Genomic DNA, 18,574 nt, shown 5'->3' with positions numbered 1-18,574 from the left:
GTATGGCGCCAGCTCAGAATGCGAAACTGGCCTGCGCTTTGGCGGTCCAGAATGTGTAGTCGCTACCCAGGCCGCCGAGCTCGCCGCCGAGGGTGAGGCGCGGCCCGCGCGCGAAGCTCACGGTCACGCCGGACATGGCGCGCGCCGACCAGGCATCGAGGGCGACGAGCGGCGCGGCTGCGACGGCCGTCAAGCCACTGGTGTCGGTCGCGTCCTTGCTGAAGTAATAATCGGCGTAAATGCCGGCATAAGGCGCTACGGAGACATCAGGCGTCATCAGCCACGGCCGTGTCGCTTTGAAACCGGCGCTGACGCGACCGGAGGAGAAGTTGCGCTCGGTCTGCGTGGTGCCGAGGGTGTCGGTGTAGCCGTCCTGATGCTCCCACAGCGCGTAGACGCGGACAGAGGGTTCGAGGTCCAGGCTGGCCACGCGGTAATTGCCGGTGACGCCGCCGGACACGAGCACGCGTTGCCCCGGCAGCGAGGCCGCGGCGGTCCCGGCCGTCAAGGCGTAATCCAACCCCGTATAGGCGACGGCCATGTCGAGGCGGAGGCGATCCCAGAACCGCCAGCCCAAATATGCGCCGCCGGTCCAGCCGTCGCCGCGCAGTTTCGCGGTCAAGTAGTCCGAGGTGTAGTGGAAGTTCTCATAACCGGCGAACACGCCCAGCAGAAAGTCGGGTGTCAGCTTGCGCGTCAGGCCGGCCGTCACGTTGACCTGATCGCCGGAGAGGTCGTTCTGCGTGCCGGAGCGGCCGCTGAGCCCCGAGCCGCGAACGTCGATCCAGAGCTGCCAATCGCGCGGCGTGACACGCGCTGGTGCTTTTGTTGTCGCCTGCGCGCCGCCGGCATAGGCCAGAGCCGAGAACGCGTCGTCGACGCGGTTGGTCGCCTGTGCCTGAGGCTTCGCCGCGAGCGTCGTGGCCGACACGCCGTCCCGATCCGGCCATCGCGACACGGTCCTCGTGTCGCCGCCTTCGTCCACCGCGAAGTTGAAACGCAGGCCATTGCCGCTCGGCGTCACAAGCTGCGGATTGTCGGAAAAACCGTCCGAGATCGCGCCGTCGATCGCGCCGGAAACGGCCTGGCCCGAGATCTGCGACACGGTCTTGGTCGCGACGATCTGCATGGCCCGCAGCCTGCTGCTGTCGGTCGGTATGTTCACCACCTGACTGAGAGGCGCGGACGTGGCGGCGCCGTAGCCGGAGTCGCCACCATAGGCGGCCGTGATGCCGTGCATGCCGGCACTCAGTCCCGTCGTCGTCAGCGCGGCAGCGCCGCCGGTGAGCGCGACGGTGCCGAGAACAGTGCCCCCATCGCTGAATGTCACCGTCCCCGTGGGCGTACCGCCGCCGCTGGCCACCGTCGCCGTGAATGTCACGGCTTGGCCGACTTGGCTCGGGTTCAGCGAGGAGCTCAACGTCACCGTCGTGCTGACGTTGTTAGGCGTCCCGACGCTGTTGAACGTAAAGCCGCCGGCGAGCGTTCCGCTGCCGACATTGTTGGTCACGACCACGTCGACGGCACCCGCGGCGTGCGCCGGGGCGACGGCGGTGATCTGGGTGCTGCTGTTGACCGTGAAGGAGGTCGCCGCCGTGCCGCCGAACGTCACGGCCGTCGCGAAGGTGAAGCCGCTGCCGGTGATGACGACAGCCGAGCCGCCGGTCGCCGCGCCGGCATTCGGGGCGACCGAGGACACCGTCGGCGCCGGCGCATTGACGCACGAGCTGACGACGGTGTCCCCAGGATACGTTGAGCCGCCGAAATAGAGCGTATGGGAGGTGTCCGCTGGGACGACGTAGGTGAACCCGGTTCCCGTCGGACCGGCCAATGTCGTGTAATCCGCTGTGGCATCGGCGAGGAAGATATGGCTGTTGCCGGTGTTGTTCGTGATGTGGACCGTGATCGTGTCGCCTTTGACGAATCCTGTTCCGTCGGTGACGAACGAACCGTCGGAGGCGATGCCGATGGTGTTGCAACCCGGCGACGCCCATGCGACGCCCCATAACCCCGCCGTCGCGCACAACCACGCCAGCGCGACCAGCACCTTTCCAATGATCCGCATCGCATTCCCCCGGCTCGTCGCGCCGGGTTCGCCGGCGCGTCGGACTTTTCGCAAGGTCCAAGGGTGGCCTAGCAGCCCGTTCTCCCGCGCGATGTGCCCAGCGTCCCAGGCGCAGATTCGGCCGGCCGCTGTTGCGGCCGCGACACAGCGGGAGACGGGACCAAGGGCGAGCAGGTCAGGCGTCGGGCGGTCGGCTGCGCCGGGCCGCGGAACGCCGGCTCACCACGTGTATCGGGCCGTCGCGGTTCCGGCATAGGTGTGGCTGTGGGCGGCGGCTTCGGCGTCGAACTTCGCCGCGATCGAGAATCCGCCGGCGAAGCGCAACTCGGCGCCCGCCGAGGCGAGGGCGGAGTCGTGCGCAGGCGTCGCGCCCGTCACCGTGAAGCCCGCGCCGGGCAGCGCCAGGAAGGTGGCGGCGAGCGTCGGATCGCTCACCCAGTCGTGCGCGTAGGCGAGCTTTGCCCGCAGCGCCAGCACGGCGTTCGGGCCGACCGCCAGCGCGTGGTCGAAGCGGCTGCCCACCTCGCCGCGCGTGTCGGTCGCGGTGCGGCCCGCATAGGCGAGCCCGAAGCTGCCGCCGGTCGTGTCGCTCTCGCGGTAGCCCGGCGTCGTGAAGGCCTGCGCCTGCACGGCCGCATAGGGCGTGACGGACACGACCGGCGAGGCTATGCGCCAGCCGGTCTCGATGCGGCCGCCATAGCTCTGCCCATCGAAGGCTGCCGTGAGGTGATCGGCGCCGACCGAGATGCGGTCGGTCGACATCCAGTGCTCGGCGAAGGCGAGCGAGACCGCCAGATAGGCCGGCCCGGCCACCGTCTTGCCGTAGACGCCGGCCTGGAAGGCATCGCTCTTGCCGCTGCCGAGCCCCTGCGCGAGGCTCCAGCCGGTGCCGCCGCCGGCCAGCGCGAAGCCGACCAGGGTGGAGGCCGAGACCCGGTAGTCGGCGCCGATCGCAAACCCGTCGGCCCGGGCCGAGAGGTCGTGGCTGCCGATCCCGGCGGGGTCGCCCGCGGTGCGGTTGTAGCCGCCATAGGCCGAGCCCCACACGGTCCAGCGTGGCTCGCGCAGCGGCGACGCGGCCGGCGCCTTGGCGGGCGCCTTGAACACCGCCGCATAGGCGGAGGCGAGCGCAGGCGACATCGTCGCGTCGGCGTCGGCGTAGCCGAGGGCGCCCCCGCCCCCACCCGCGCCGATGCCGGCCGCCCCGCCACGGCCGTCGACGAACGGGTCGACCATCAGGCCCAGGAACGCCGTCATCATCTGGAAGGCGCCCTGCTGGGCGCCGGTCGCCGGCTCGCCGGAGAGCAGGGTCAGCGCATTGGCGAGGTTTTGGCCGGTCAGCCCCAGCACCGAGACGAAGCCGGGCGGCAGCGCGCCGCCGCCGTTGAAATACCGGCCGAGCGAGACCGCGACATTGCGCTGGTTGAGGGACAGGCCGGCGACGGCGTCCAGGTTCAGGGAGAGGTCGAGCATCACGCTGCCGGCGACCGAGTAGTCGAGGCTCGCCCGGAACCCCGCCGGCAGATTGGTGGTCGCCAGGGCGTCAAAAGTGCCGGTGCGGCTGGCGGCCGAGAGGATCGTGTAGTTTTTGCTCAAATAGCTGCCGCTGGCGAAATAGGCCTGCACGGTGCCGGCCAGCGTCGCCGCGCCGCCGACGACGGCCCGCGACGCCGTCGTCGGGTCGAGCATGACCTGATAGATCGAGCCCGGCGCGAAGGCGAGCGTGCCGGCGATCGTCATGGTGGATCCGGGCGTGCCCGCGCCGGGCGCCAGCACGCCGCCGGCGTTCACCGTGAGGCTGCCGACCGTGCCGGTGCCGGTGAGCGTACCGCCGCGGTTCACCGTGGTGGCCGAGCTCGCGATCGCGCCGCTCACGACCAAAAGGCCGCCGTCGATCGTGGTGGCGCCCGTATAGGTGCTGGTGCCGGTCAGTGTCTCCACGCCGGCCGCGAGCGCCAGCCCGCCCGTGCCGGTGAGCACGCCCGCGAAGGTCGAGGACGCGTTCGACAGCGTCAGGATCTTGTCGCCGAGCGCGACCGTGCCGCTGCCGGCCAGCGTCGTGATGGTGGCACCGGCCGTGGTGGCGGAGATGTCGAAGGTCGCGCCGGTGCCGATGCTGACGCCGCTCGACGCCGCGATGGTCCCCGTCCCGCTCAGCGCCAGGGTGCCGGCGGCGACGATGGTGGCGCCCGTGTAGGTGTTGGTGCCGGCGAGCACCAAGGTGCCGGCACCAACCATCTCCAGGGTTCCGGGCGAGGTGCCGTCGGCGATGACGCCGGTGAGGGTCTGCACCGTGCCGGAGGCCGGCGCAAACGCCGGGTCGCCCGAGATCGAGATGGCGTTGGCGATCGTGTAGCTGCCGCCGGTGAAGCCGAGCGTCGTGCCCTCGGCGAGCACCAGCGGTCCGGTGCCGATCGCCCCCGAATTGCCGATCACCAGGGTGCCGCTGGCGACCGTGGTGCCGCCCGTGTAGGTGCTGGCGCCGGTGAGCGCCTCGGTGCCGCCGGCGATGACCAGGCCGCCCGTGCCGGTGATCTGGCCGGCGAAGGTCGACGAGGCGTTGGACAGCGTGAGGGTCTCGCCGCCGAGCGCGACCGAGCTGCCCACGAGGCCGGCCAGCGTCGTGATGGTGGCGCCGGCCGTGGTGCCCGAGATGTCGAAGGTGGCGCCCGAAGAAATGCTCACGCCGCGCGACGCCGCGATGCTGCCGGTTCCGGTCAGTGCCAGGGTGCCGCCGCTGATGATCGTCGCACCCGTGTAGGTGTTGACGGCGCCGAGCGTCAGCGTGCCGGCGCCGGCCTTGGTCACGCCGCCGGTGCCGGTGAGGCCGGACGCGAAGGTCACGTCGTTGCCGTTGGTGTCGAAGGTGCCGCCGTTGCTGCCGAGGGCCGTGAGCCGCGCCGAGATGTCGGTGGTGTTACCGGTCGCCCATTGCAGGCCGCCGCCGTCGAGCGTGATCAGGCCGGTGCCGAAATTGGCGGCGGCGTTGAAGTTGATCAGGCCGCCGGTGATCAGGGTGCCGCCCGTGTAGGTGTTGGTGCCCGTGAGCGTCAGGATGCCGGCGCCGGCCTTGGTCAGCATGCCGTTGTTGGTGATGGTGCCGGACAGCGTCAGATCGAAGCCGTTGGTGTCGATGACGCCGCCGAGCGCCAGGAGCGAGATCGTCTTTGCCGTGGAGAACGAAGCATCGAGCTTCAGCGTGCCGCCGTTGAAATTGACGTACTGGTCGAAGCCGAGCGTGGTCAGCGCCGCGTCGCTGCCGGCCGACACCGCACCGCCGGTCGCGACGATGACGTTCGGCCCGATCCAGCCGGTGCCGCCGTTCAAGACGCTGTTGATAGTCGTGCTGACGGTGTCGATAACGGTGTTGGTCGCCGCATCGACGACAGTGGCGCCACCCGAGCCCGACACATAGATCCGCGACCCGTCCGGCGTCACCGTGACGCCCACGCTGAGGTTCGGAATCGTTACCGTGGTGACGGCATTGGTTGCCGAGTTGATGACAAACAGCGTGTTTGCCTGGTCCGTCACATAGACGCGCGTTCCATCGGGAGACACGGCGATGCACAACGGGTTACCGCTGAGCGAGATGGTGGCGACCACGGTGTGGGTCGCCGTGTCGATGACCGAGACCGAACCGGCTTGATTCGCGACGTAGACCTTGCTGCCGTCCGGCGAGACTGAGATGCCGCTCGGGCCTATGCCCACGGAAACCGTGGCAATAACCGTTCGGGTCGCCGCATCGATGACCGACACGCTGTTGGCGCTGAGGTTCGCCACATAGATGCGGCTGCCGTCCGACGAGACGGCGACCCCGTAAGGGTGCGAGCCGACCGGGATCGCGGCGCCGACGACCTGGTTGGTTGCGGTGGAGATCACCGAGACCGAGTCGCTCGCATTGCCCGTCGCATAGACATATTGGCCGTCCGGGCTGATCGCGATGCCGTTCGGATAATTTCCGACCCCGATCGTGGCGACGATCGTTCGCGCCGCCACGTCGAGCACCGTGACGGAGTTGCTCCCGGCATTCACCACGTAAGCGTAGCGGCCGTCCGGCGAGAACACGGCGTTTTTCGGATAGGCCCCGACCGTGATGACCGAGCCGATGGTCGTGTTGGTCAGGGTGGAGAACTCGACCACGGCACCCGGATCCAAGTTTTCACCGGTGAGCAGGCCGTAATTGTCGATGCCGGCGCGCGCCGGCGTCGACAGCGCGAGCCAGCCGAGCGGCACCACCACGATGGCCAGGCGGCGCCGGCGCCGCCGCAGTGGGCGCGAGCCGCTCCGTGTCGCCGCGATCCGCAGATCGCGGGCGGCAACAGGCAGGGGGCGGTCGGACCGGCCGAGGGAGACGGGGAGGCGCGGGAGTCGGGGGGCCACGGTGCGGTCCTCTGAGCAGGGTCGAGACACAGACCGTACTGATCCTGCGGACCCGCGATGTGCCCAGCGTCCCAGGCGCAGATTCGGCCGGACGCTGTTGCCGCCGCGTCACAGCGGCTGGGAGAGCCGCCCGCGCGGTACGATGATAGAGCCGAGGGCCACGGTTTGAGGTGTCAAGACACCATTTTCCGCCGCCTCGCAGTTTTGGATTAGCCCGAGCCGGTGGTAAACTCGGCCCTGGACCGGCGATCGAGAAGGAAGGCCATGCGGCCTGCGCGTCGAGTCACGGTGCAGACGAGAGGCCGATTGGACGACACACCGACGAACGAGTTTCGTGGAGCGCCGGCGCTCTCCGCGATGCGTGAAGCAATGGCCGACCTCTGCGACGTGGCGGCCCTGACGGCGCCGGACGTCTTCCAATTCTCGTCCCATGCGGTGGCGATCGGAACGTCCCTGCTGATCGAGTCGGTCTCGACCCGCCTCACCTATGATCGCACGCCCGCCCACATCGCCCGCGGCGACCTCGATCATTACCTGGTCTCACTCTGCCTCGAGGGCGAGATGCGGTTCGTCTCCGGACGTCGGGACGTGACGATACGGGCGGGCGACATCTGTCTGATCGACATGGCCCAGCCGAACCGGACATGGTTGACCGAGGCGGGCGGCGCGCACTCGCGGATGTCGACGGTCGTCCTGCCCCGTGCCGTCCTGGCGCCGCGGCTCGCGAATCCGGATTCGGCGACGGCGTCGTTGCTGCCGCGGAGCGACCGCCGGGCGCGGCTCGTGGCCAGCCAGCTCGCAGCACTCCGGCGGCGCCGCTCGCCGGATGCGGGCGACGATGCGGCCGCGGTCGAGGCCATGGCCGACATCGTCGCCGCGGCGGCCGGCAGCGCCGCGGACACGGCGGACGCGGCCGGCCGGGCCGATCGCCATCTGCTCCTCACGATGATCAAGCGCCACATCGAGGCCCATCTCGAGACCGAGTCGCTGACCGCCCAGGATCTCTGCCGCCGGTTTCGCCTGTCCCGCGCCAGCCTCTACCGCCTGTTCGAAGCCGATGGCGGGCTCACGCGCTACGTTCAAGAGCAGCGGCTCAATCGCGCCTTGAGACTGCTCGCTGCGCCGGCAGCACGGCACAAGCGCCTGATCGATCTCGCCGTCGATCTCCAATTCAGCAGCGACTCCACCTTCGTCCGCGCCTTCCGCCGGCACTTCGGCATGACGCCGGGCGAGGTCAGGGACATGTCGCAAGCCTGGCAGCGCGATGCCGACGGCGCGGCGGGGCCGGACCATCCCCTCCGCAGCCTGGCGCGCTCGCCGCGCCCGGCGGTGTCGCGACGGTCGGCGGACGGCCCGCCCCCGACGCTTTAGGCCCGCTTATTTCTGCGCCGTCGCGGCGATCTTCGCCACCGGGATCTCGGAGGCCGGATCGTCGAGCGCGAGCCGCAGGTCGAGCGATACGTGGTGGAAGCGCGCATCGGCGAAATCGTCGTGGACCGCGAAGCCCACCGTGTAGACCTCGCCCGGCACCAGGCTGATGTCGCCCGGACGTTCCGCCGCCAGCGGCCGACGGATGGTCGCGATCCAGCGGTCGCCGATGCGGTCGATCGAGCCGGAGATCGGCAGGCCGCCGTCCATCAGGCGCTGCGCCAGCACCGAGCCGGACTCCGCCGGATGCCCGGGCCGCACGCGCAAAAGCTCCATCCGGGTGCCGGCCGCGCGCAGTGCCGCGAGCTCGTCGGCCGGCTTGACCGCAATGCCACCGCCACGCGCACCGTCCTTGCCCTGCAGATCGACCGCCGTTCGCGACTGGGCCAGATACTTGGTGAGACCGTCGGTGAGCGCCGCGTCGGTGGCGTTGGGCATCAACCCGTTCGCCGCCTTGGCGTCGACCTTCCTGGCATCCGGCATCGAACGCGCGTCGTGATGGCAGGTGACCCAGCAGCCCGCCTGCTCGCCGCGGTCCACCGACTTGCCGGCGATCATCATCGACAGCTTCGACGGGTTCTGCGGATCCATCTTGCCGCCGTCGACGAACGGCGCCGGCGTGTGCGGCGTGTCGCTCCACTCGAAGCGCAGGAACAGGGTCTTGCCGTCTTGCGCCGCCTGCACGGCGACGTCGATCCAAGGCCGCTTGCCGGGGATCGGCGTCGGCTCGTTCTTGGCGCCGGAGACGATCTTGGCGCCGATCTCCTTGACCTCCTTGCCGTGGCATTCGGCGCAGCGCTCGCCGGCGCGCAGGAAGCCGCGCGCACCCGAATGGTCCTTGGTGACCTGGACCCACTCGAACGAGCTGACGCCCGGATAGAACAACGTCACGGTCTTCGGCGGAATGGCGGCCCAGTCGACCCCGAAAGTGTCGATCGCGCCGGCGGCTGCGCTGGCCTTGCCGGGGTCCGCGGCACCGGCGCGAAGAATCTCGGCCTGGATGCGGGCGCGCAACGCCTGCTCGGCCGCGCGGGTTTCCTCCTCGCGCGCCTTCGCCTCCTCGGCCTCCCGCGCCGTCACCCGGGCGAGCCCCTCCATGAAGGTCGCCGGGATCGGCCGCACGAAGGCAGGATCGGGCTTTTCCAGCGCCTCGATCTGCGCCGCCGTGAGCTGATCGCGCGGACTGTGGTGGGCGATACCCTTGTGGCAGTCGATGCAGGTCTGTCCCGACGTGAAGGCGTCGAGATGCACTTTTCGAGCGCGTGGCTTCTGGAATTCCGGGTTCATCGACTGCAGCGTGTGGCAGTTGCGGCATTCGAGCGAGTCGGTCCGCTTCATCCGGTCCCAGACATGGGTGGCGAGCTCGAGCCGCTTGGCTTCGAACTTCTCCTTCGTGTCGATGGTGCCGAGCATCCAGTGCCACAGCTCGTTGGTGGCCTGCACCTTGCGCAGCATCTTCGGCAGCCACTCCTTGGGGACGTGGCAATCCGCGCAGGCCGCCTTCACGCCGGTTCGGTTCTGATAGTGGATCGTCGTCGCATACTCCTTGTAGACGAAGTCGCGCATCACATGGCAGCCGGTGCAGAACTCCAGCGTGCTGCTCGCCTCGACAGCGGTGTGGAAGGCGCCCCAGAACAGCACCCCGCCGACGAACCCCGCGGCGACGAGCGCCGCGAGCGGCCAGCGCGCGCTCGGCGACATCAGCCAGCCCCATAAACGGCGGATGCGGCCCGGACCGCCGGGCTCCGGTGTGGATTGCGACATGATCACTCCGTGGAATCCGTGACGGCTGTCAGGCCGCGGCGGCCGGGATACGCTCTGTCACGGTCACGCGGTCGGCCTCGACATAGCGCCCTGCGCACCGCACCAGGCCGCGATAGAGCGGCGAGCCCACCTTGTCGGCGGAGCCCGCCATGGCGGCGAGCATCGGGGCGAGATGGCGGTCGAGGAAATCGCGCTGCGCCCGCAGATAGGGGCCGGCGTCGAGCGACTGGTCGAGAGCCTGCGCCTCCTTGGCGGCGAGAAACTGCATGAACTCCAGCTCGGCCGTCAGATTGTCGGCGAAGTCGCGCTGCACCGCGCTCGGCGCCAAGCCGAAATGCCGGTAGAAGGCGTCGAGCTCGAGCAGCAGCTCGGCGCGCGGCCGTTCGGTCACATAGCTGCCCTCGTAGAGCGAAAGCGGCGTCGCCGGCAGCGCCGTCTCGAAGGTGGCGAGATACTGCGCCTCCAGCTCCGCCAGATCCGTGACGGTGACGTCGAGATCCGACCGCGCCACGGCGAGTGGCCCGATCTCGTCCGGGTAGACGTCTGTGATCATGTCGACCAGATCGCCAGCGAGATCGCCGACGCTGACGTCCTCGAACAGGTCGGGGCCCGGATAGGCGAAGGCGCGTGCGAGCTCGCCGTAGATCGCGCTCCGGAGAATGGCGTTGCGTGCCGGGTCCATCATGGCGATCGCTCCGTGGTCCGTCTGGTCAATCGGGGTCCTTGGCATCGGCCTGGGTCTGCGCCCGGATGGCCGGCACCGGCTCGCCCTTGAACACGTTCTTCAGCTTGAAGTGCTCGTGCACGCCGGAGCCCTTGCCGGAGCGCACCGCCTCCTTGTCGAAGTCGAAGGCGTATTTGGGATCGACCGCCGGGGTGAACACCTTGTAGGGCGGATGCGCACCCGACCAGCCCGAGCCCTCGTAGTTGAGGTGGCAGGTCGCGCACGCGGTCTTGTAGTCGAAGCTCTGGCCGAGCTTGACGAGTGCGTCGCGCCCGGTCTCGCCGCCGCCGGTTTTCCAACGCTCCTCGGCACTGCCATGCTCGACCCGAAACTTGCTGCCGGCGCCGTGGCAGGTTTCGCAGCCGACCACGGCGAAGTTCTTCAGCTCGACCGCCGGCGTCGCCGCCGAATAGCCGCCCGGCTTGCCGAAGCCGGTGGTGTGGCAGCCGAGGCAGGTCGCGTCCGTGGTGTAGTCCTTGGCCGGATCGAGCTTGCCCTTCTGCTTCGCCGCCGCCTTGACGTTCGGCTTCAGCGACTCGAAGGCCTTGGCATGGGACGTCTGCGCCCAGCTCTCTGCCTGGTCGATGTGGCACTTGCGGCAGACGCTGACGCCCTCGAACTCCTGGGCGGCCGACGGCGCGGCAACGAGCAGGATCGCGAACGCGGCGCCGATCGGCAAGATGCTCCTCATAAGTCCTCCTCGCCGGAGCCGACGCTCCGATCCTGCTCGTTCCACGAAACTCTCAGGTCATCGGGTCGAGCATCATGTCGGCACTGCGCCGGCCGATCATGATGTCCATCAGCTCGGACGGCTGGTTGGCGATGCGCTTGGCGCGCTCGTCGTTCAGCGTCTTCAGCACGCGCGGCACTTCGTTGCCGAACAGCTTGACCAGGTACTCGACCGGGATCTTTTGGTCGGTGCGCAGATTGCCCTGCGCGTCCTCGTTCACCGGGCCGAGCACCGGCGGCACGTAGAACATGTTCGGCTCGGTGCCGCGCTCGGCATAGAGCGGCAGCGCCACCTTCCAGACGCGGGCGAGCTTGTGCACCGAGCTGGCGGTGTCCTCGATGAAGCCGACATGCATGGCGCGGCCGACGCACTGGGCGACGCAAGCGGTCGCGACGCCCTTCTCGATGCGCGGATAGCAGCCGATGCACTTGCTGGCCTTCTGGGTGGCCGTGTTGAAATAGGTCTTGTCGTAGGGGCAGGCCTGCACGCAGTTGCGCGCTGCCTTGCACTTGGTCTGGTCGACCAGCACGATGCCGTCGGCGGCACGCTTGTAGATCGCGTCGTTCGGGCAGGCTTCCAGGCAGGCCGGCTTGCTGCAGTGATTGCAGTGGCGCGGCAGGTAGAAATAGTAGTTGTTCGGATAGGCGCCGGCGCCCTGGTCCTCGTCGTAGTTCGGCGCCCACGAGCCGAAGCCCGCATTCGTCGCCCCCGGCCGTGGCCGCACGCGGCCGGGCACGCCCTCGAACAGGCGGGCCTGGTAGTCGAACTCGAACGGCACGCCGTACTCGCCGGCAGTCGGCATGCGGGCACGCTGGACCTCGCCGGCGGCGTTGAAGCCGCCGCCCTTGGCCTCCCAGTCGCGCGGATAGCCGCGACCCGGCTTGGTCTCGACATTGCGCCAGTAGATGGGGTCCTCGCCCTTCTGGTTGGTCCACAGCTTCTTGCACGCAACCGTGCAGGTCTGGCACCCGATGCACTTGTTGAGGTCGACGACGAAGGAGAGCTGCTTCTGCGGTTTGGTGATCTGCTTGGCCATGATCGGTATCCTTCAAACCCGGGTCTCTCGGCGGACCGCCGCGACCGGGCGGCGATCCGACGCGCGATCGCGTCCGCTCAGGTCGGGACCACGCCGGTGAAACGGCGCACCTGGACGCGGGCGTCGCGCTGGGTTCCCCCGGGTCCGTAGTAGTTCGGCCGGAAGACGAGATGACCGTAATTGCCGACCAGACTCGTCGGGTTGATGCGGATCGGGCAGACGCTCTGGGTCGAGCCCTCGATCAGATCCATGTAGAGCTCCGGCGTGTGGGTCATGGTGACCCGCCCTTCCGGCTCCCGGTTGTGGATCTTGACGCGGCAGATCATGCGGCCGTGGTCGTTCCACACCTCGGCCCAGTCATTGTCGCGCAGACTGCGGGACTTCGCCTCGCCGGGCGGCATCTCCAGCACCGGACCGCCGCGCTGCAGCCGCAGCATCAGCACGTTGTCCTTGAAGGTGGAGTGGATGGCGTGCCGGCTGTGCGGCGTGTTGAACCGCAGCGGGAACGCGTCGGCGTCCACCGGCGGCTTGTAGACCGGAAGCTCGACGCCCATCTCGAGGAACCAGTCGTGATCGATGTAGAATTGCTGGCGGCCCGTGAGGGTCGGCCACGGCTTCTTGTTGGCCGTGTAGAACTGGAACGGAACGTAAGGCACGCCCTCCTTGATCGGCGAGGTCCAGTTCGCCTTGAAGCGCTGCGGCCGCTCGCGGATCATGTCGAGCGTCATGCCCTTGGTGGCGGGCGCGTTGTCCAGGATGAACTGGGCGGCCTGCTCGGCGGTCTCCAGCTTGCCGTTGTCGGTCTGCTGGGCGTAGAGAGTCGAAAAATCGCGCGAGAGATTGAACTGCTCGTCGAACACCCGCGACATGCCGCGTTGGACGGCGAGATCCTGCACCTTCTTGGCGAGCAGCGCGAACACGTCCCAATCGTGCTTGGACTCGTGCATCGGCGGGGTCGCCGGCTCGGTCATGTTGATGAAGGTGTGCTCCTCCGTCATGTTCAGATCGAGCTTCTCGTACCAATGCGCGGCCGGGAGCACGATGTCCGAGTAGAGCGCCATCGAGTCCATGCGCAGGTTGAGATTGACGATCAGGTCGAGCTTCGGCCACAGGTTCTGCAGGACGTATTTCTGGCCCTTCGCCTGGTTGAGGAAGTTGCCGCGATAGACGATGAACACCTTGGGATCGCGGCCCTCGCGCGGAAAGATCGGCATCATCCGCTGCTCGAGGCTGGCCCGGAGATACTTGCGGGTGTCGATGCCCACCGTCTCCATGGCGTCGTAGGCGTCGGCATGCACGTAGGTCCAGATCGTGGTCTGGGCGAAGCGCTGCCGCGCCGGCGTCAGCGGGAAGGACAGCGCCAGCACGCCGGGCGCCGCCACCGGCTTCCATTGGCCGATATAGTGGTTGACGCCGCCGCCGTTCTTGCCCTCGTTGCCGGTCAGCGACGACAGCAGGTGGAAGGCACGGATCTCGATGTCGCTCCAGTACCAGTGATTGGTGCCGCCGCCGCTGACGATCATGGCCGGCTTCACGCTGCCATAGGCCTTGGCGACGTCGACGATGGTCTTCTCGGCGACGCCGGTGATCTCCGACACTTTCTTCGGCGTGTAGTCGCGCAGGATGCGCTCGGCATAGAGCGCGTAGACCGGCTTGACGTCGACCGACTTGCCGTCCTTGAGCGTGACCTTGAAGCTGCCTTCGAGGGCCGGATCGAGGTCGCCGAGCGCGATGGTGCCGTCCGGAAAGGTGAGCGTGTTGCGGCCCAGGAAAGGCGGCTGCAGCGCCGGGCGTCCGCCGGGCGGTTCCTCGCCCCAGCAGCCCTTGGCGATCACGGCCTTCTTGGTCTTGGCGTCCCAGATGTAGAACTTGGCGGGCGATCCGCCCTCGACCACGTCGGCCTCGCGCAGGAAGCGCTTGTTGTCGGAGCGTACCAGATACGGCAGGTCGGTCTGCTCCTTGACGTTGGCGAGGTCGACCAGCTTGTCGCGAATGATCACATGCGCGAAGCCGAGCGCCAGCGCCGTGTCGGTGCCGGGTTTCGGGTGGATCCAGGTGTCGGCCTTGATGGTGGACGGGTTGTAGTCGGGCGTGATGCTGACCACCCGGGTGCCGTTCAGGGCCGCCTCGCTGAGGAAATGCGCGTCGGGAATGCGGGTCACGGCCGGGCTCGAGCCCCACAGCATGACCAGCTTGGCGTTGAACCAGTCGGCCGTCTCGGCCGTGTCGCCCTGCACGCCGCAGGTCTGGGTCTGGCCGGTCGGGTGGTCGCCGTACCAGTCGAAGAAGGTATGGACGTGCGCGCCGGTCAGGTTGGCGAAGCGGTGGCCGGCCGAGAACGACACCGGCGCCACCGCCGGAACCGGCGAGTAGACGCTGATGCAATCGACCGCATGGTCCCGGATGGTGTCGAGGATCTTGGTAGCGATGATGCCGAGCGCCTCGTCCCAGCTCGCGCGCCGCCACTTACCCTCGCCGCGCGCGCCAGTGCGGATCAGCGGGTACTTCACCCGGTGCGGTCCGTAAAGATAATCGGTGCCGCAGGCGCCCTTGTTGCAGCCGCGCGGATTGTACTCGGGCACGCCGGCGAGCGCCGGCATGTCCTTGGACGCCTCCTCGCGGATGACGATCCCGTTCTTGCTGTAGACCCAGTGCGGGCAGGCGCCCGTGCAGTTGATCAGGTGGGCGCCGCGGGTCTTCTTGTCCCAGCTCCATTTGTCACGATAGAGCTGCTCCCACCCGCTGTAGTCGTGCTGCGCATCGGCGCTCTGCGTCGCTGTCTGCGCCAATGCCTTGAGGGGGAACGGTCCGCCGAAAAGCGTGCCGAGATAGGCGGCACCGCTCAACTGCAGCAGGTCCCTGCGGGTCGTTTTCTGCATGATGAGATCTCCCGGCGGACGATCGTTGATCGATTGATGGGCTCGCGCGACGAAGGTCGCGGCGATCGAACGGAAGCATTCCGAAGAAGCCGAGGGGCAGACCGCGGGGGACAGTCTGGCGTCGGGGAGACACCAAAGCCGAGCAGCTCAGCTTAGCTGATCGGCATTGGATGCCGTTTGTGACAAAGATCAATCGGACGGATCGGTGCGAGTACGCATGCTGATCAGGTGCAGCCACCGCACCGGCGACTGTTGGCGAGACCTCTGAGCAGCGTGTTCTCGGCATGACGGCGTCGCCTCGTCACGGAGCACGGCGGCGGCCGAGTTGCAGCCGCCGCTGTCGCTCCGATCGATCGGCTACATGGCCGGATTGGTGTTCGAGAGCGTGTTGACGACGCCCTCCACCGATTGGATGGTGCCCAGCACGGTCGGGCTGCCCCAGCGCGTGTGGTACTTGTTCTCCGGCACCTGGGCGAGCGCGATCAGCAGGTTGTTGAACGCCCCGAGATCGTTGGTCTCGAAATAGGTGATGAAGTCGGTGTCGGACAGCCCGGTCGAGTGATAGAGCTTGCGCTTGACGTTGACGAGATACTGCAGCGTCGGCGCCGTGTGGGTCTCGATCTCCTTCAGGCGCTGCGGCTCCGTCATGTTCCACCATTCGGCGCTCTTCTTCACCGGAATCATGATGGCGAAGCGCGGCGCCGGATCCGAGTAGGTCGCCGCGAACAGGCCGGCATTGAGCGTCTCGGACTTGGCCTTGGTGATGTAGTTGAGCGCCTTGGTGACGCCGACCAGGTTCTCGGTCACGTCCGAATAGGAGCCGAACTTGGTGGCGCGGAAATCGGTCAGGAAGGCCTGGGCGGCGGCCAGATCATAGGCATGCACGCGCAGGAAATAGTCGCTCTTGGCGTCGAAGCCGCGGGTCAGATAGGCGTCGACGATCACCTTGTCCTTGTGCTTCTCGACGACGGCCAGCACCTCGGCCGCAGCCGCCTTGCGGTCGGCCGCAGGGAGCATGCCGTATTCGGGCCGCAGCTTGTAGACCGAGAAGTCGCCGAACACGCCGAGCTCGGTGAGAATCTTCGTGCGATCGATCGGGGCCTTCGCCATTGGTGCAGACGCCATTGGAGCGGGGGGCATCGGCCCGGGGGCCGGCATTCCGCCTCCCTGTTGAGCAAGCGCCGTGCCAGCGAGAGCGAGCGAGATCGCCGCGGCGAATCCAAAGGTGAGCCATTGCCGATGCGGCACGAGAGTAGGAATCATGTCTGCCTCCACGATTGACCTTTTTGGCGGCGCATCGGGGGTGACCATCCGCCTCTTGCGGGCGCGAACGGCTGGCGTCGTCTGTCCTGTTTCTTCGTTTGGAAGCGCTCGACGTTACGGAGAAAATCGCCCTCGGGTTTAGTACTTAGGGGCGCAAGCTCGGCCCTGGAGGCGATGACGGGTTTCGGACGGGTGTTGCATATTCGTCGCCACCACTACGGGATTCCGGATTATTTTCGCCGAGGCGTAACGCGTCCGGCTCCGGCCGCGAACAATGTCACGGAGGGCACGTGAATCGACGCGAGTCCGCTCAGTCCGGCTGGAGGCCGGCGGCTATCGTGTGAGAGAGGCCCGCGACGGCGGACAGGCGATGAAGACCAACGAGCTGATCCAGGCCCTGGTGGCAGACCGAGACACAAGCGAGACCGCAATGGCGCCGTCCCTGGTCGGGGCCGTGGCGCTCGGCCTCGCCGGCTCGCTCCTGATCTATGCGGCGACGCTCGCCCCCCGGGATCTCGCCACCGCCGTGCTTGCCCCCCGCTTCGTCTTCAAGCTCGTGGTGGCGCTGCTGCTCGCTGCGGCCGCGGCCCCTTTGGTGAACCGGATGGCGCGCCCCGACGGCGGCGCCGGGACGGCCTGGCTCGCCCTGCTGGCGGCGCCGCTCCTGCTCTGCTTCGGCGTCCTGATCGAGATGGCCGTGGTCGACCCGTCGGCGTGGCGCGCCCGCCTGATCGGCGAGAACGCCGTCGCCTGCATGCTGTGCATTCCGCTGCTGTCGGCCCCCGTGCTCGCCGTGACGCTGATCGCCCTGCGGCGCGGCGCACCGACCCGGCCGGATCTCGCCGGCATCTTCGTCGGCCTCCTGGCCGGCGGTCTCGGCGCCTTCCTCTATGCCAGCCACTGCCCGGACGACTCGCCGCTGTTCGTCGCCGCGTGGTATCCGCCGGCGATCGCGGCCGTGGCGGTCGCGGGCCGCACCATCGCGGTGCGGCTGCTGCGCTGGTGAGGGCGGCGACGCCTCAGGCGAGGTCGGCGGCGATCGCGGCGACGACGGCCTGCGTGAACGCGTCGGTGCCGAGCGTGCCGCCGACGTCGCGGGTGCGGGTCGCCGGATCGTCGAGCACGACCTCGACGGCGCGCTCGATCACGGCCGCAGCGGCGCACTGGCTGGCGTTTTTATCGCGCCGTCCGCGCCAATCGAGCAGCATGGCGGCCGACAGGATCAGTGAGGTCGGATTGGCGATGTTCTGCCCCGCGATGTCGGGCGCCGAGCCGTGCTGCGCCTGGGCAATGCAGACCGTGTCGCCCGCATTGATCGAGCCGGCGAGGCCGAGGCTGCCGGACAGCTCGGCCGCCTCGTCGGAGAGGATGTCGCCGAACATGTTGGTGGTGACGATGACGTCGAACCGATCCGGCGAGCGCACCAGCAGGGCCGCGGTGGCGTCGACGATCAGCTCGTCGAGCGTCACGTCCGGAAAGCCGGCTGCGACCTGCCGGACCTCGCGCAGAAAGAGCCCGTCCGTCAGCTTCATGACGTTCGCCTTGTGGACCGCCGTCACCTTGCGGCGGCGGCCGCGCGCCAGCTCGAACGCCGCCCGCGCCACCCGGGCCGAGCCCTTCGCCGTGATCTTGCGCACCGCCAGCGCCATGTCGTGATCCGGCATGAACTCGCCCGTGCCGGCCACCATGTTGCGATCGGCGTAGAAGCCCTCGGTGTTCTCCCGCACGATCACCAGATCCATCGGCTTGCGCAGGATGCTCAGGTCCGGCCGCGAGCGGCTCGGGCGGATATTGGCGTAGAGATCGAACGCCACCCGCAGCGCGCCGGACGGATTGATGCCGCCCTCCTGGCGGGGCGGATAGTCGAGATGCGACACCGGTCCGAGTATGGTGCCGTCGACCTCGGGGATCCGGCTTATCACGGCCTGCGGCAGCGTCGTTCCTTGCGCCGCGAGCGACGCGAAGCCGATGTCCCGGCTTTCGAAGCGCAGGTCGAGCGAGAGGGCGCGGCCGACCGTCTCCAGAACCGTCACGGTGCTGGCGGCGATCTCGGGACCGATGCCGTCGCCGGGAAGAACCAGGATATCCATGGCGGCTTCTCTCTGCTGGAGCGGAGGACTGTCGGCGCGGGCGCTGGATCGAACACACCTGCAATCTTGCTTCGACCACACATAGCAGACATATTGGTATTTTACAACATCAAAATACCATATAGACTGAACCACCACGGCAAGCGGTCGCCATGCCGTGATGACGCGCCGACCCGGCCCGGCTAGCATCGAGGGCCGGCGGATCGCGGCGCACA

At 68.2% G+C, this 18,574-nt stretch carries 11 protein-coding genes; 2 read left to right on the top strand and 9 right to left on the bottom strand.

All coding sequences use genetic code 11. The features are described 5' to 3' along the window. Positions 1-13 precede the first annotated feature (13 nt). A complete protein-coding gene (locus HXX10_RS00155; RefSeq protein ID WP_296519315.1) occupies positions 14-2,065 on the bottom strand; it encodes an autotransporter domain-containing protein in 2,052 nt (683 codons plus the stop codon). A 219-nt stretch (positions 2,066-2,284) separates the two neighbouring features. Further along, positions 2,285-6,445 (bottom strand): autotransporter domain-containing protein, encoded by a 4,161-nt coding sequence (locus tag HXX10_RS00150; protein ID WP_296519314.1) that lies wholly within the window; start codon positions 6,443-6,445, stop codon positions 2,285-2,287. 264 nt (positions 6,446-6,709) lie between these two features. Here HXX10_RS00150 and HXX10_RS00145 point away from each other — a divergent pair, with 264 nt between their 5' ends. Then, positions 6,710-7,816, top strand: a complete 1,107-nt coding sequence (locus tag HXX10_RS00145) for a helix-turn-helix domain-containing protein (protein WP_367141913.1) — start codon at positions 6,710-6,712, stop codon at positions 7,814-7,816. Between the two features lie 6 nt (positions 7,817-7,822). On the opposite strand, the gene HXX10_RS00140 is transcribed toward HXX10_RS00145, so the two are convergent. The 6 genes from HXX10_RS00140 to HXX10_RS00115 form a co-directional block, all read right to left on the bottom strand. Further along, entirely contained in the window at positions 7,823-9,637 is a 1,815-nt protein-coding gene (locus HXX10_RS00140; protein ID WP_296519312.1) for a NapC/NirT family cytochrome c, read from the bottom strand. Positions 9,638-9,665: 28 nt separating this feature from the next. Continuing rightward, the gene (locus tag HXX10_RS00135) at positions 9,666-10,322 is read right to left on the bottom strand and encodes a molecular chaperone TorD family protein (protein ID WP_296519311.1); all 657 of its coding nucleotides are present in this window, start codon (positions 10,320-10,322) and stop codon (positions 9,666-9,668) included. A gap of 25 nt (positions 10,323-10,347) precedes the next feature. Continuing rightward, positions 10,348-11,052 carry a cytochrome c family protein gene (locus tag HXX10_RS00130; protein WP_296519310.1) on the bottom strand — a complete coding sequence of 235 codons (705 nt, stop codon included), beginning with the start codon at positions 11,050-11,052 and terminating at the stop codon, positions 10,348-10,350. Positions 11,053-11,104: 52 nt separating this feature from the next. Continuing rightward, the gene (locus tag HXX10_RS00125; protein WP_296519309.1) at positions 11,105-12,127 is read right to left on the bottom strand and encodes a 4Fe-4S dicluster domain-containing protein; all 1,023 of its coding nucleotides are present in this window, start codon (positions 12,125-12,127) and stop codon (positions 11,105-11,107) included. Positions 12,128-12,204: 77 nt separating this feature from the next. After that, positions 12,205-15,006, bottom strand: a complete 2,802-nt coding sequence (locus tag HXX10_RS00120; RefSeq protein ID WP_296519308.1) for a molybdopterin-dependent oxidoreductase — start codon at positions 15,004-15,006, stop codon at positions 12,205-12,207. A gap of 357 nt (positions 15,007-15,363) precedes the next feature. Beyond that, on the bottom strand, positions 15,364-16,116 hold the full coding sequence (locus HXX10_RS00115; protein WP_296519307.1) for a chlorite dismutase family protein: 753 nt from the start codon (positions 16,114-16,116) through the stop codon (positions 15,364-15,366). A gap of 523 nt (positions 16,117-16,639) precedes the next feature. Here HXX10_RS00115 and HXX10_RS00110 point away from each other — a divergent pair. Then, positions 16,640-17,275 carry an NrsF family protein gene (locus tag HXX10_RS00110; protein WP_296519306.1) on the top strand — a complete coding sequence of 212 codons (636 nt, stop codon included), beginning with the start codon at positions 16,640-16,642 and terminating at the stop codon, positions 17,273-17,275. 13 nt (positions 17,276-17,288) lie between these two features. Here the strand turns inward: HXX10_RS00110 and HXX10_RS00105 are convergent, their stop codons facing one another. Next, the gene (locus HXX10_RS00105; protein ID WP_296519305.1) at positions 17,289-18,359 is read right to left on the bottom strand and encodes an isocitrate/isopropylmalate dehydrogenase family protein; all 1,071 of its coding nucleotides are present in this window, start codon (positions 18,357-18,359) and stop codon (positions 17,289-17,291) included. Positions 18,360-18,574 lie beyond the last annotated feature (215 nt).

This window comes from Rhodoplanes sp., assembly GCF_013377085.1.
Taxonomy (GTDB): Bacteria; Pseudomonadota; Alphaproteobacteria; order Rhizobiales; family Xanthobacteraceae; genus Rhodoplanes.
The sequence above is the reverse complement of the archived record's forward strand: the minus strand, read 5'-3'. Positions and strand labels throughout refer to the sequence as shown.